At 69.2% G+C, this 13,610-nt stretch carries 10 protein-coding genes; 2 read left to right on the top strand and 8 right to left on the bottom strand.

Going from position 1 to position 13,610, the window contains the following annotated elements; genetic code table 11:
* Positions 1-66 precede the first annotated feature (66 nt).
* Positions 67-1,251, top strand: coding sequence for a methionine adenosyltransferase (gene metK, locus D3H34_RS14550; RefSeq protein WP_062471813.1), 1,185 nt, complete (start codon positions 67-69; stop codon positions 1,249-1,251).
* A gap of 70 nt (positions 1,252-1,321) precedes the next feature.
* Here the strand turns inward: metK and D3H34_RS14545 are convergent, their stop codons facing one another.
* From D3H34_RS14545 to D3H34_RS14530, 4 genes are read right to left on the bottom strand one after another with little or no spacing between them, the layout of a single operon-like run.
* On the bottom strand, positions 1,322-3,445 hold the full coding sequence (locus D3H34_RS14545; RefSeq protein WP_119554220.1) for a TonB-dependent receptor: 2,124 nt from the start codon (positions 3,443-3,445) through the stop codon (positions 1,322-1,324).
* Between the two features lie 37 nt (positions 3,446-3,482).
* Positions 3,483-3,698, bottom strand: a complete 216-nt coding sequence (locus tag D3H34_RS14540) for a hypothetical protein (protein ID WP_119554219.1) — start codon at positions 3,696-3,698, stop codon at positions 3,483-3,485.
* Positions 3,695-4,897, bottom strand: a complete 1,203-nt coding sequence (locus D3H34_RS14535) for a PepSY-associated TM helix domain-containing protein (RefSeq protein WP_119554218.1) — start codon at positions 4,895-4,897, stop codon at positions 3,695-3,697. Before D3H34_RS14535 ends, D3H34_RS14540 begins: the two co-directional genes overlap by 4 nt.
* 29 nt (positions 4,898-4,926) lie before the next feature.
* Positions 4,927-7,023, bottom strand: a complete 2,097-nt coding sequence (locus tag D3H34_RS14530; protein ID WP_119554217.1) for a TonB-dependent siderophore receptor — start codon at positions 7,021-7,023, stop codon at positions 4,927-4,929.
* A 174-nt stretch (positions 7,024-7,197) separates the two neighbouring features.
* Here D3H34_RS14530 and D3H34_RS14525 point away from each other — a divergent pair, with 174 nt between their 5' ends.
* On the top strand, positions 7,198-8,790 hold the full coding sequence (locus tag D3H34_RS14525) for a phospholipase D family protein (protein ID WP_119554216.1): 1,593 nt from the start codon (positions 7,198-7,200) through the stop codon (positions 8,788-8,790).
* 21 nt (positions 8,791-8,811) lie between these two features.
* Here the strand turns inward: D3H34_RS14525 and D3H34_RS14520 are convergent, their stop codons facing one another.
* The 4 genes from D3H34_RS14520 to D3H34_RS14505 are packed head-to-tail and all read right to left on the bottom strand — an operon-like array spanning position 8,812 to position 13,533.
* On the bottom strand, positions 8,812-10,389 hold the full coding sequence (locus tag D3H34_RS14520; RefSeq protein ID WP_119554215.1) for a PepSY-associated TM helix domain-containing protein: 1,578 nt from the start codon (positions 10,387-10,389) through the stop codon (positions 8,812-8,814).
* 3 nt (positions 10,390-10,392) lie between these two features.
* Positions 10,393-10,689, bottom strand: a complete 297-nt coding sequence (locus D3H34_RS14515; protein WP_119554214.1) for a hypothetical protein — start codon at positions 10,687-10,689, stop codon at positions 10,393-10,395.
* Positions 10,676-10,960, bottom strand: a complete 285-nt coding sequence (locus D3H34_RS14510) for a hypothetical protein (protein ID WP_434057690.1) — start codon at positions 10,958-10,960, stop codon at positions 10,676-10,678. Before D3H34_RS14510 ends, D3H34_RS14515 begins: the two co-directional genes overlap by 14 nt.
* Complete coding sequence (locus D3H34_RS14505) at positions 10,957-13,533, bottom strand: TonB-dependent siderophore receptor (protein WP_286185744.1); 2,577 nt, start codon at positions 13,531-13,533, stop codon at positions 10,957-10,959. Before D3H34_RS14505 ends, D3H34_RS14510 begins: the two co-directional genes overlap by 4 nt.
* Positions 13,534-13,610: the final 77 nt, after the last annotated feature.

Genomic DNA, 13,610 nt, shown 5'->3' with positions numbered 1-13,610 from the left:
CTAAAGCGTTCGCCAGGGCTCCGCAGAGTTGGCAACGCGCCAATTGAACTTCAAGGAGTGCACACAGTGGCGAACGACTTTCTCTTTACCTCCGAATCGGTCTCCGAAGGCCATCCCGACAAGGTCGCGGACCAGATCTCGGACGCGATCCTCGATGCGATCTTCGAGCAGGACCCCCGCAGCCGCGTCGCCGCCGAAACGCTGACCAACACCGGCCTCGTGGTGCTCGCCGGCGAGATCACGACCAACGCGCACGTCGACTACATCCAGGTCGCGCGCGACACCATCAAGCGCATCGGCTACGACAACACCGAGTACGGCATCGACTACAAGGGTTGCGCCGTGATGGTCTGCTACGACAAGCAGTCCAACGACATCGCCCAGGGCGTCGACCATGCGAGCGACGATCACCTGAACACCGGCGCCGGCGACCAGGGCCTGATGTTCGGCTACGCCTGCGACGAAACGCCCGAGCTGATGCCCGCGCCGATCTACTACGCGCACCGCCTCGTCGAGCGCCAGGCCCAGCTGCGCAAGGACGGCCGCCTGCCCTTCCTGCGCCCCGACGCCAAGAGCCAGGTCACGATGCGCTACGTGGACGGCAAGCCCCACAGCATCGACACCGTGGTGCTCTCCACCCAGCACAGCCCCGACCAGAGCGAGACGCCCACCAAGATGAAGGCCTCGTTCAACGAAGCCATCATCGAAGAGATCATCAAGCCCGTGCTGCCCAAGGAATGGCTGCAGAACACGCGCTACCTGATCAATCCGACCGGCCGCTTCGTCATCGGCGGCCCGCAGGGCGACTGCGGCCTCACTGGCCGCAAGATCATCGTCGACACCTACGGCGGCGCCTGCCCGCACGGCGGCGGCGCGTTCTCGGGCAAGGACCCGTCGAAGGTCGACCGCTCGGCCGCCTACGCCGCGCGCTACGTGGCCAAGAACATCGTGGCCGCCGGCCTGGCGCGCCAGTGCCAGATCCAGGTCGCCTACGCGATCGGCGTGGCCCAGCCGATGAACATCACGGTCTACACCGAAGGCACGGGCGTGATCCCCGACGAGAAGATCGCCGAACTCGTGCGCGAGCACTTCGACCTGCGCCCGAAGGGCATCATCCAGATGCTCGACCTGCTGCGCCCGATCTACCAGAAGACCGCCGCCTACGGCCACTTCGGCCGCGAAGAGCCCGAGTTCACCTGGGAAGCCACGACGCAAGCCGCTGCACTGCGCGCCGCGGCCGGCCTCAAGTAAGCCCCCGCGAACGCCTGACGCCAAAAGGCCCGCCGTCCCCTCGGGGCGGCGGGCCTTTTTCATGGCATGTTCAGAAGCGGTACGCGCCGCTCAGGCCCACGGTCCAGTTGCGGCCCGGCGCCGGCTCGTAGAAGCGCGCATTGCCTTCGTTGACGATGACCGAGCCCACGTAGCGCCGGTCGAACAGGTTGTCGACGCGCGCAAAAGCGCTGAAATCCCAACGCTCCCACTTCTGCAGATAGCCGGCGTACAGCGCCGCCACGGCGTAGCCGTGCGCGCTCGCGGTGTTCAGGTCATTGGCCTGGATGCGGCTCAGTGCGCGCATCTCGACGCCAGCACGCCAGCCCTGCGGCGGCACCCAGCCCAGCGAGGCGAACAGCGACTGCCGCGCGATCCCCGGGATGCGGTTGCCCGCGTTCACCGCGTTGCTGCCCGCGCAAGGCGATGGCGAGCAGAACGCATCGCGGTACGTGGCGTCGAGCCAGGTGTAGGCGAGCTGCGTGCGCCAGTGGTTGGCCGTTTCGTGCTGCCAGCCCAGCTCGAAGCCGTTGCGACGCGTGCGCCCGGCGTTCTGGAAGGTGGCGCGACCGCCGCTGTTGGTGGCCGTCACGATCTCGTCGCGCGTACGGGTATGGAACAGCGCCGCGGTCAGCAGCCCACCGCCCAGCCGCGCCTTCGCGCCCACCTCGAGACTGTCGTTCACCGAAGGCCGCAACCCGAAGTTGAGCCCGCTGGCGCCACCGGGGCGGTACGACAGCTCGTTGAGCGTCGGCGTCTCGAACCCACGCCCGACCGAGCCGTACAGCGCGAGATCGGGCGTGGCCTGGTAGCGCAGCGACGCCACGGGCAAGGTCTTGCTGTAGCTCGCGCTGCCGCTGTCGTCGCGGTTGGCGCCACCGATGTAGAGATCGTGCGAATCGAAGTGCACACGGCTGCGGCGCACGCCGGCCTCGAGCGTCCAGCGCTCGGCAAAGCGCCAGGCCGCCTGCGCGTACGGGTCGAGGTTCCAGACCTCGTTGCGCTCGTTGCGGCGCAGCCGCCCCTGCACGCCCAGCAAGGGTGTCGCCGCGGCGCCCTGGTAGTTCTCGTAGCCGCGGCGGCGCTCGCGCAGGCTGTCGTAGCCCAAGCCTGCCACGAGGTCGAACGGCCGGTCGGCCAGCTGCAGCGCGGCGGTCCAGCGCAGGTCGACACCGCCGTACTGGCGCGTGAGGTCGATCACGCCACCCGCATGCAACGGGCTCTGCTGCGCCGACGGCGGGATCGACTGGAACTGCACGGTCTTGCGCTCGCCGCCGTAGACCATGAACTGCAGGGACTGCTCGGCATTGAGGCGCCGCTCGTAGCGCAGGCCGACCTGTGTCTGCTCGACGGTCTTGCGCGTGTCGTACTGCAGCGCGAGCGGCGCCTTGCGCGGTGCCTGCGCGACCTGTTCGGCCGTCAGCCCCAGCGGGTCTTGCGCCTCGATGCGCACGCTGTTGAGCACCAGCGTCAGCTTGTCGCCGTTGTCCAGCGCGATGCCCAGCTTGCCGTTCGCAATGTTGCGCCGCGCGGCGCTCTGCTCGCGCCAGCCGTCGGTGCGAAAGTGGCTCGCGCCGAGCAGGTAGTCGATTGCGCCCTGCGAACCGCTGAGCTGCAGCGACTGGCGCCAGCTGCCGAAGCTGCCGCCCGCCACTGAATAGGACAACCGCGGCGCGCCCTCCCCCGAGGCTGTGAACGCCTGCACCACGCCGCCCGACGAATTGCCGTACAGCGCCGAGAACGGCCCGCGCAGCACCTCGACACGGTCGACCGAGCCGATGTCGATGTTCGAGGTCTGCCCCTGCCCGTCGGGCAAGGTGGCCGGAATGCCGTCGACGTACAGGCGCACGCCGCGCACGCCGAAGGTGGAGCGCGCACCGAAGCCGCGCACCGACAGCTGCAGGTCCTGCGCGTAGTTCATGCGGTTCTGCACCTGCAGGCCCGGCACGGCGCCCAAGCTTTCGGACAGGTTGACCTGCAGGCGGCTGTCGCGCATCTCGTCGCCGTCGACGCGGTCGACCGAGCCGGGCACGAGATAGGGAGACAACGCGCCGCGCGGCGTGGAGACGGTGACTTCGCGCAGCGTGCCGTCGGGCGACGCTGCGGGCTGGCCTTGCACGGCCAGCGGAACGCCCAGGATCAGCAGGCGAAGCGGGTAAGAGAGTGCGGCATTCATCGGCACCGATTCTGCGTCGGTGCCCTGCCTGTTTCGCCTAGCGCGAACCCGTGCGCGGCGACCGGCGCCAGCCGAACCAGGCGCACACGATCACCGGAATGCCCAGGCCCACCCAGGCCACCATGTCGCCGATGCCGCCGTCGCTGAACAGCGCGGTGATGAGGCCGACCGTGGTCAGCACGCCCAGCACGATGGGCCAGCCCCACATACGCCAGAAGGACTGGTGCGATGGCGTCTTGTGGTGCGTCGTCATGCCTGCACCTTCATGGCTGGTGCCGGGTCGGGCTGCGTGCCCGATGCCGTCGGTGGCGCGCGCTCCGTGCCGGGCGCGGCGCTCGCGGCCGCCTTGGCCGGCACCGTCTTGCCGCGCTTGAGCCACAGGTACAACCCGCTGCCCAGCACGATGATGGTCGCGATGTCGAGCAGCGCCCACAGGATCTGCATCGGCATGCCGCCGTAGTCGCCGAAGTGCAGCGGCTGCGACACCAGCAGGCCCGTGAGGTACCACGGCATCTTCGGCGCTGCCGTGACCTCCGCCGTCTTGGCATCGACCAGCACCGGCTGCAGCAGCTTCGACGTGAAGGGCTCGCTGCCGCGCAGGAAGAAGGTCGTGTGGTGCGGGCTCGAGAACGAGGTACCGGGGAAGGCGATGAACGACAGCTTCATGCCCGGCGCCTTCTGCATCGCCCCTTCCATTGAGCGCTGCAGCGAGCCGCGCTCGTTCACCGGCACCACCGGTTCGTTCTTGTAGGGCGCGAGCAGCGTGCTGAGCTGGTCGTACTGCCAGTACTTGATGATCAGGTCGGCCCACGTGTTGATCATGCCGGTGGAGCCCACCACGAACAGCCACACCAGCGTGACGATGCCCAGCAGGTTGTGCAGGTCGAGCCACTTCAGGCGTGGGCGCTTCTCGCGCCGCACGGTGCCGAAATCGAGCTTGCGCATGAACGGCGAATACAGCACCACGCCCGAGACGATGGCCACCAGCAGCAGCAGGCCCATGAAGCCCAGGAATAGCTTGCCCGGCAGCCCTGCGAACAGGTCGACGTGCAGCTTGAACATGATGTACATGAAGCCCTGGCTGAACTCCGGTTGCGCCAGCACGACGCCGGTGCGCGCATCGACCGCCACCGACTTGAAGTCCTCGGTGGGTTCGGGCGTGGGCGTGAGCGTGACGAACCACAGGCCGTCGTCGTCCTCGGGCTGCGAGACGAACTGCACCACGCGATCGGGGTGCTTGGCGCGGCCGATCTCGACCACCTTGTCCAGGCTGATGCGCGGCGTGTTGGCCGGCATCTTCGGCGCCTCGACCTCGGTGCCCAGCAGGTGGCCGATCTCGTGATGGAAGATCAGCGGCAGCCCGGTGATGCACAGCAGCAGCATGAACACCGTGCAGACAAGGCTGCTCCACTTGTGCACCCAGGCCCAGGTCTTGATCTTTCGGCTGTCCATGTCGTCGTGCGTCGTTGGGTGGAAAAAGGCTAGAAGCGGTAGGTGGCGCTCGCCACGATGTTGCGGCGCGAACCGTACCAGCAGTCACCGCGCGACAGGCAGGTGCTGAAGTACACCTTGTCCGTCACGTTGTTGATGTTGAGCGCATAGCGCCACTGCGCCGTATCGTAGGCGAACACCAGGTCGGCCAGCGCCACGCCCGGGACGCGCGGGCCCACGCCGAACTGCGTGTCGCGGAACGAGCTCATCACGCGCACGCCGGCGCCGGCCGAGAAGCCGTTCATGCCGGCGACCGAGAACTTGTACTTCGCCCAGAAGCTGGCCTGGTGCTTGGGCAGGCCCTCGATCTGCGCGTCGGCGTCCGTGTAGTTGTAGTGGGCGATCAGGTCGAGGTTGGCCCCCACCGAGCCCTTGGCTTCCAGCTCCACGCCCTTGGTCTTGGTCAGGCCGCGCTGCGAGAACTCACCCGGCCGTTCCTCGACGATCTGGTTCTTCTCGCGCAGGTCGTACACCGCGGCGCTGAAGGCCAGGGCACGGTCCTTGGGCTCGTACTTGACGCCCGCTTCCCACTGCTCGCCACGCAGCGGCGAGAAGACGCGACCTTGGCGCGGCGACTGCGGCGTGAACGACTCGCTGTAGCTCAGGTACGGCGACCAGCCCGACGGATGGGCGTACATCACGCCCAGGCGCTTGGTGGTGGCGCTGCTCTTTTCCTCGTCGCTGCCGGCGGCGCTGGACACGGCCCGGTCGTGGCGCAAGCCGGCCACGAAGATCCAGTTGTCGAGCTTGATCTGATCCTGCAGGTACACCCCGGTCTGGCGTTGGCGGGTGCGCGGGCGCGCCACGCGCTCGGGTTCGTCGAGGTGGCCGTACATCGGCGCATAGACGTCGATGGTGTCGGCAGTGGTGCCGCCCCAGACGTTCTCGCGCTGGCGCGCGAAGTCCGCGCCGACCAGCAGCGTGTGCTTGAGCGCGCCGGTCTGGAAGTGGCCTTCGACATGGTTGTCGAGCGTCTGTGTGCGGTTGCGGGTCAGCTGGCTGTCGTAGTAGCGGGCCAGCACGCGCTTGAAGATGGGGTCGGTCGACCAGCTGTCGAAGCCGCTGAATGCGCCGCCGTAGTGGTAGCGGTTGTCGTTTTCGTTCTTCGCGTAGCGGAAGTTCTGGCGCACGGTCCAGCTGTCGTTGAACTTGTGCTCGAACTGCCAGCCGAAGGTCTTGCGCTCGCTGTCGTAGTAGTCACTCGGCTCGCCGATGAAGCGGCTGGCCGGCACGCGGCCGAACGGCGCCGGCAGCAGCGTGCCTTCCCACGGCAGGAACTGCGAGCTGCTGCCGCTCTTGTCCTTCTGCCACAGGCCCTGCAGCGTCAGAGAGGTCGCCGCGTTGGGCCGCCAGGTGAGCGACGGCGCGATCACGCTGCGGTCGTCGGGCACGTGATCAACCTGCGTGTCCGACTTGCGCTGCAGCGCGATCAGCCGGTACGACAGCGAGCCGTCGGCGTTCAGCGGGCCGGTGAGGTCGGCCTGCACCTGCTTGCGGCCGAAGCTGCCGAACTGCACGCCCACTTCGCGCTGGGCCTCCTGCAATGGCCGCTTGCTGACCATGTTGATCACGCCCGCCGCCGTGCCCGCGCCGAACAGCATGCCCGAAGGGCCGCGCAGCACTTCGAGGCGCTCCAGCGTGTAGGGCTCGGTGCGCGTGGTGCTGGTGTAGTAGCCGTAGGCCTGGCGCAGGCCATCGAGGTAGATGTCGGGGTAGGCGCCGCGAACGCGGATCGAATCGGTCCGCGAATCCAGGCCATAGGCATCGGAACGCACACCCGCCGCATAGTTGAGCGCGTCCTGCAAATTGGTGGCGCCCTGGTCGACCATCTGGTCGCGCGTGACCACGGTGACGGACTGCGGTGTTTCCGACAGCGGCGTGTCGGTCTTGGTGGCGGTGACGGCATTCTTCGCGCGGTAGCCGATCACTGGCGAGGTGGCGGTTTCGGCTTCGGCGTTCGCATCCACGCGCACTTCGGGCAACGAGCCCGTGCCGCTCGTTTGCGCCAGAACGTGCTGCTGCGCGTAGATCGCCAGGCAGCCCACCAGTACCGAAGCGGCCCTGCGCCGCGCCAAGATTCTTGTCATGTTTTTATGGATCGATGAACACTATTGATAACAATTCGCATTCTATTGTCAAGAATGTCTCACTCCACGGGTTTTCCAGAATGGGTCGTCGCAGCGTTGCAAAACCGCCTCGGTCGCTGGCGCGGGACGGGCTACGATCCCGCCCGCACGCCGTTGCGTGCGCTGACAGGCCCCATGCTCAAGCTTCTCGCCTCGTTGTTTTCCACGCTGCGTGGCCCGGCGCTGGTGCTGGCCATGGGGGTGCTCACCGGCTGCGCCGGACTGCCGCCGCGCCAGCCCGATGCGCCGCCCACAGTCGCCATTCCCGCGGCCTCCACCACCGAACTGGGCCGCGCGGCCGTCAGCCTCGATTCGCCGCCCGACGGGCTCTCGAGCATGCGTCCGCTGATCGAGGCCTCGTTCGCGCTCGACGCGCGGCTGGAGCTCATCCGGCGCGCCCAGGCTTCGCTCGACGTGCAGACCTACCAGTTGGGCAACGACAAGACCGGCCGGCTGCTGCTGCGCGAATTGCGTGACGCCGCCCGGCGCGGCGTGCGTGTGCGCCTGCTGCTCGACGACTTCTACACCGCCGGCATGGACCGACTGCTGCTCGGGCTGGCCGCCGAGCCGAACGCCCAGGTGCGGCTGTTCAACCCCTTCGTGAACGCGCGCGACCATTCGTCGATGCGCTGGCTGGAGTTCTTCGGCGATTTCCGGCGGCTCAACCACCGCATGCACAACAAGCTCTTCATCGCCGACGGCGCCATGGCCATCGCGGGCGGGCGCAATCTCGCGGACGAGTATTTCCTGCGCAGCGACAGCGCCAACTTCATCGACTTCGAACTGCTGCTGGCCGGCCCGGTGGTGCCGCAGTCGGCCGGGATCTTCGACACCTACTGGAACAGCGACGTGGTCTACCCGCTGCAGCGCATGGCCGGCACGCCGCTCACATCCGACGAGCTGAAGGCCGCCTTTGACGCCGCGACCTCGCCCGCCTTTGCACCGCCGCCCGATCCGCTGCCTGCCACCGATCTGCTGGGCGACCTGCCGCTGGGCGCGCAGCTCGCGAACATGGGCGAGACGCGCTGGATCCGCGCCGAGGCCACCGCCACCGCCGACAGCCCGAACAAGGCCCTGGGCACGATGGCCCGCCCGCAGGAGTCGCTGGCGCAGCGCTTCCACGAGATGCTGGGCGCCGCGAAATCGAACGTGGTGGTGATCTCGCCCTACTTCATTCCCGGCGACGAGGGCATGGAGCGCATCCGCATGGGCCGCGACCACGGCCTGAGCATCACCGTCGTCACCAACTCGCTGGCCGACAGCGACGAGCCGCTGGTCAACATCAACTACAACCGCTACCGCGTCGACATGCTCAAGCTGGGCGTGAACCTGTACGAGGTCAGCACGCAGCAGCTCAAGCGCAGCGGCCAGTTCCGCACGCTGCTCAAGAAGGCACGCGGGCGCCTGCATGCCAAGCTGGCGCTGGTGGACCGCCAGTGGGTGCTGCTCGGCTCGATGAACCTCGACCCGCGCTCGGCCCTGCTGAACACCGAGTTCGGCGTGCGCGTGCGCAGCTTCGAGCTCACGCAGGCGCTGCTCTTCGCCTACCAGCTGGACGACATGGAAGGCGTGTACCGCGTCGTGCTCAAGCCCGACGGCCAAAACGTGCAATGGATCGGCACCGGCGATGAGCACAACGAGGTGCTCGACAGCGAGCCCGACTCCAGCATGCTCACGCGATTGCAGCTGCTGCTGTTCTCGTGGTTCGTGCCGACCGACCAGTTGTGAGATCGCGCAGGCTGCGAATCTTCATCGCGCCCGCGCCCACACGCTGTCGGCCGGCCCCTGCATCACGCGGCGTGCGGTGCGCCGCGCCATGCAGGCGAAGGCCACCGCACCCGCGAGTGCGACGGCTTCGACCCCGAGCGCATCCATGCGCAACCACAGCCCCGACGCGGGCCAGGCCCAGCCCAGCAGGCCGCTGGCCGGAATCGCGAGCGTGGCCGCCACACTGAACCAGAGCAGCTCGACCGCACCACGCCCCGCGCCGCGCGCGAAGGCCCAGCCGACGCTGGCGAGGAACACGACGGCGTAGAGGCCTTCGCGCCATGCCCCCTCCCCCGCGCCGGGCCACCACTTCTCCGCAGCCACCGTCGCCGACAGGCCAGCCACGCACCCCAGCGCGACGCCGACCGTGCCCGCCGCCATGCGCTCCGTCGCGCGCCGCTGCACCACCGGGCCGTTGCCGCCGCGTGCCGCCTTGCGGCGCGACTCGATCCACAGCAGGTTGCCCGAGTAGAAGAGGAAGGCGCCCGCCAGGCCGAGGAAGAAGTAGCCCCAGCGCACCGTCTCGCCGCCGTAGGTGCCGAAGTGCAGCGCGAAGAAGGCCGACACCGACGCCATCCAGCCCGACTGTTGGCCGGCCAGGTACTCGGTGTGCAGCAGCCGCCCGTCGACCGCGCTGACCAGCACGGGCGAACCCTGCGCCGTGCGGGTCATGCAGCAGGGCATGTCGCCGGTGATCCACGCCGCGGCACCGGCCGTGCCCGCGCCGCGAAAGCGCAGCGTGTGCGGTGCGAAGCCGGGCACCTGCTCGCGCACGCGGGCGTCGAGCGCCTGCAGCGGCAAGAGCGCGGCGGACGCCGGGTCGGGGCGCACGGCCGCGAAGGGACCGCTCTCCTTCCAGATGCGCTCGAAGCGCGGCTCGCCGTAGACCACGGCCTTCTGCGCGTCGTAGACCAGGTCGTGCAAGCCGAACACCATCGCGCTCAGTGCCATGACGAGGTGGAACGGCAGGCTGACGATGCCCACGACGTTGTGCGCGTCGAGCCACATGCGCTTGAGGTTGCGCCCGATGCGCAGCGCGAAGAAGTCCTTCACCAGCGTGGGCAGCAGCACGACCACGCCCGAGACGATGGCCAGCGCGTAGAGCGCGCTGACGAGCGCCATCACCAGCGTGCCCGTTTCCAGGTCGACCGGCAGGCCCGCCGTGCGGTGGATGACATCGATGAAGGCGCCCAGCCCCGAAGGGTCGGCCGCACCGACCTGCAGCGTGCCGTCGCCGGCGAGCGTGGCCTTCCACTCGGTGGCCTGTCCGCGCGGCTTCCACACGATGCGCGGCCCGCCGGCTGCGTCATCCAGGTGCAGGGTGAAGTCGGCGCGCGCATCGGGCCGCGCGGCCAGCAGCTGCGCGATGAGCGCGTCGGCCTGCGCGGGCGATGACGATGCGCCGCCGGCATGCGCAACAGGCGGCGTCGCCCAGCGCGCGAGCGGCGCCTTGAACATCGTGAGCGCCCCAGCGTAGAAGGCGATGAAGAGCGCCAGCCCGGCGACGATGCCGGTCCAGGTGTGGAGCGTCTTGTAGGTGCGAAGGGTGTCGGCGCGCATCGCTCAGCCCTGCCCTTGTCGAACCGCGAACAAGGCCGCATACGCCAGCACGTTCGCCGCGCCCAGCCAGGCCCAGGCCCGCCACGCAGAACGCGCCATGAACACCGCCGCGCACGCGGCGAGCCACAGCGGCGGCACGATCCACATGTTGAACTGGTACTTGTTGAGCGGCGCCATGCCGCCAGGCCCCAGCCACGCGAACAGGCCCGACAGCGCGATCGCCAGGCCGAAGCCCAGCAGCGTGCCGGCCAGGCTCAGCGAAAGCCACGTGGTGCGGGTGCGGGCGTCACTGCGCGCCATCGGCATCCTCCGTCGGCATCGGTCGCCCGGCCGTGAGGTACGGCAGCGCGATCCACACACACATGACGAGCGTGAGCGCGGTGAAGAAACCGGCCGCCGGATGCAGCGCGCGGCACAGGCCCACGACGCCTGCCAGCATCAATGCAAGGCCCGCGCCGCGCAGCCGCCAGGGCCTGCGCAGCAGGGCCCCGAGGCGCTGGTGCGGCGCGGCGCGGTACACGCACAGCGCCCCGAGCGCGGTGCCCAGGCTCGACAGCAGCACCCCCATCACCAGGCGTAGGACAGCGTGGCGGTGGCGGTGCGGCGCGCGCCGTAGTTGCAGGGCGAGCCGTTGCTCATCAGGCAGTGCGAAACATAGCGCTTGTCGGACACGTTGGCGATGGTCAGGCGCAGCCGCGCGCCCTTGAGGGTCTCGCTGAGCATGCCCAGGTCGTACGAGGCGCCGAGGTCCCACAGGAACAGCGACGGAATGCGCAGCGCCGGGTCATACGTGGGCGCCGTGTCGTAGGCCGACATGTAGCGCGCGCCGATGCCCGCCTGCAGGCCGGGCACGCTCTCGAAGCGGTAGTCCATCCAGGCCGAGGCCTGGTGCCGCGGCGTGCGCAGCATGTCCTGGCCCAGCGCGACGCGGTCGTTGCTGGCGCGCACTTCCGAATCGGTGTACGAGTAGGCGGCGATGAGGCTCAGGCGCGACGTGAGGTCGGCCTTGGCTTCCAGCTCGAGCCCGCGCAGGCGCTGGCGGCCCGTCTGCACCGAGTACTGCGCGTTGAGCCCGTCGGGCGTGAGGCCGTTCTCCAGCTCGTTGCGGAACAGCGAGGCCGTCATGAAGCCCCAGCCGCCCAGGGGTTCGTACTTCACGCCGACCTCGAACTGCCGCCCCTTCTGCGCCTGGAACGGCCGGTTGAGCCGGTCCACGCCGCTGGTCGGCAGGAACGAGGTCGAGTAGCTCGCATAGGGCGCGATGCCGTTGTCGAACACGTAGGTGAGGCCGGCGCGGCCCGTGGTGGCCGAGTCGTCGGTGGCCACCGTGGGGCGCGAGGCCAGCGTGCGGTTGGTGGTGTCGATGGACGAGCGGTCGTGGCGCAGGCCCAGCGTGGCAATGGCGCGGCCCCAGCGGATCTGGTCCTGCAGGTACAGGCCGGTCTGCTGCAGCTGCTGCAGGTTCGAGGTGGTGTAGGCGGTCGGCCGCGTGACGGGCAGGCCGTACACCGGGTTCAGCACGTCCAGCGACGGCACGCCCACCGCGCTGTTGGCGAAGTTGAACGAGATCTTCCCGCGCAGGTGGTCCACTCCGGCCAGCAGCGTGTGCTCGAGCGGGCCGGTGCGCACCTTGGCCTCGACCTGCGTGTCGACCGACAGCGAGCGGATGTCGTCGTCCGAGATGGCCGAAACGCGGTTCATCGTGTGGCCGTCGGGCCGGTAGGCGTTGAACGGGTGCACGCGCACCAGGAACATGTCCTGCTCGGCGTGACCGTAGCGCAGGTTCTGGCGCACGGCGAAGGTGTCGTTGAAGCGGTGCTCGAACGCGTAGCCGATCGACTTGTACGTGCGGTTGAAACTGTCGGTGGACGGCTCGCCGAGGTAGAGGCTGCGCGGGATGTAGCCGAAGAGCTTGCTGGGCGTGTGCGAGCCGATCACCGGATAGAAGCGCGGGCTCATCCGCGGATCGTCCTTCTGGTAGTGCATCTGCAGCGTGAGCGAGGTGGCGACCGACGGACGCCACGTGAAGCTGGGCGCGATCATGGTCTGGGTGTCGCGCTCGTGGTCGACCTGCGTGTGCGCGTCGCGCCGCAGCGCCACCAGCCGGTAGAGCCACTGGCCGTCCTTGTCGATCGGGCCCGTGAGGTCGGTCGCCACCTGGGCGCCGCCGAAGTTCGTGGCCGTCACCTGCACCTCGCGGTGCGCTTCCGCCTGCGGGCGCTTGGACACCTGGTTGAGCAGGCCGCCGGGAATCGACTTGCCGTACAGCACCGACGCCGGGCCCTTGATGACCTCGACCCGCTCCAGCCCGTAGGCCGGGATGCGCGGCACCGCGTAGCTCGACGGGTCGCCCGGCATCGGCAGGCCGTCGAGCCACTGGGTGCCGAAGGTGTTGTAGCCGCGGATGTAGTTCCAGTCGTAGCGCACGTCGAAGCCGTTCGGCTCGGCCAGCACGCCCGCCGTGTAGCGCAGCGCCTCCGCCACGGTGCGCGCGCCCTGGTCGTCCATCTGCGCGCGCGTGACCACGTTGATGAGCTGCGGCGTCTCCAGCAGCGAGGTGTCGGTCTTGGTGGCGCTGGCGCTGCGCTTGGCGACGTAGCCCTGCACCGGGCCGGTCGCGGTTTCCTGCGGCCCGGCGGCCTGCACCGTCACCACCGGCAGCACGGTGCCGCCGGCGGTCGCGTTCGGCGATGCCGACGCCGAACCCGCCGCGGGCACGGGCGAGCGGCCCAGCGTGTAGCTGCCGTTGGGCTGGCGCACCGCCTGCAGGCCGTGGCCGCGCAGCAGTTCGGCAAAGCCGTCGCCCACGGTGAAGCTGCCGGCCAGGCCCGTCGTGCTGCGCCCCTGCAGCAGGCTCGCATCGACCGACAGCTCGATACCCGCGGCGCTGGCGAAGCCGCCGAGCGCGCGGTCGAGCGGACCGGCCGGAATGCTGAAGTTGCGCGCGCCGTCGGCGACCGGACGCGCCGCCGGCTGGGCTTGCGCGGGCGACACCAGGGCACCGGCCGCGCCGAGCGCCAGGCCCATCACCAGGGCGGCCCGCGCCGAAGCGGCGATGCGGTGGGTCGCGAAGGCCGCGAGGCCGCGGCGCGGGGGCGGCAGGCGGCGGGTGGCAGCGGGGCGCTGCGGGAGGCGGGTCGCCATGGCGGGAGTCCTTTCAGTTCGGAAGATTTCGATGCACTCCCCTGTCTCCCGGACGAGCGCGCCGAAACCTCAAGCCA

Source organism: Acidovorax cavernicola (genome assembly GCF_003581445.1).
The sequence above is the reverse complement of the archived record's forward strand: the minus strand, read 5'-3'. Positions and strand labels throughout refer to the sequence as shown.

What these genes read in the sequence shown, in the direction of transcription:
- D3H34_RS14515 (WP_119554214.1), bottom strand. Translation starts at nt 10,689, where the DNA reads ATGGCGCGCAGTGACGCCCGCACCCGCACCACGTGGCTTTCGCTGAGC.
- D3H34_RS14525 (WP_119554216.1), top strand. Translation starts at nt 7,198, where the DNA reads ATGCTCAAGCTTCTCGCCTCGTTGTTTTCCACGCTGCGTGGCCCGGCG.
- D3H34_RS14505 (WP_286185744.1), bottom strand. Translation starts at nt 13,533, where the DNA reads ATGGCGACCCGCCTCCCGCAGCGCCCCGCTGCCACCCGCCGCCTGCCG.
- D3H34_RS14530 (WP_119554217.1), bottom strand. Translation starts at nt 7,023, where the DNA reads ATGACAAGAATCTTGGCGCGGCGCAGGGCCGCTTCGGTACTGGTGGGC.
- D3H34_RS14545 (WP_119554220.1), bottom strand. Translation starts at nt 3,445, where the DNA reads ATGAATGCCGCACTCTCTTACCCGCTTCGCCTGCTGATCCTGGGCGTT.
- D3H34_RS14540 (WP_119554219.1), bottom strand. Translation starts at nt 3,698, where the DNA reads ATGACGACGCACCACAAGACGCCATCGCACCAGTCCTTCTGGCGTATG.
- D3H34_RS14535 (WP_119554218.1), bottom strand. Translation starts at nt 4,897, where the DNA reads ATGGACAGCCGAAAGATCAAGACCTGGGCCTGGGTGCACAAGTGGAGC.
- D3H34_RS14520 (WP_119554215.1), bottom strand. Translation starts at nt 10,389, where the DNA reads ATGCGCGCCGACACCCTTCGCACCTACAAGACGCTCCACACCTGGACC.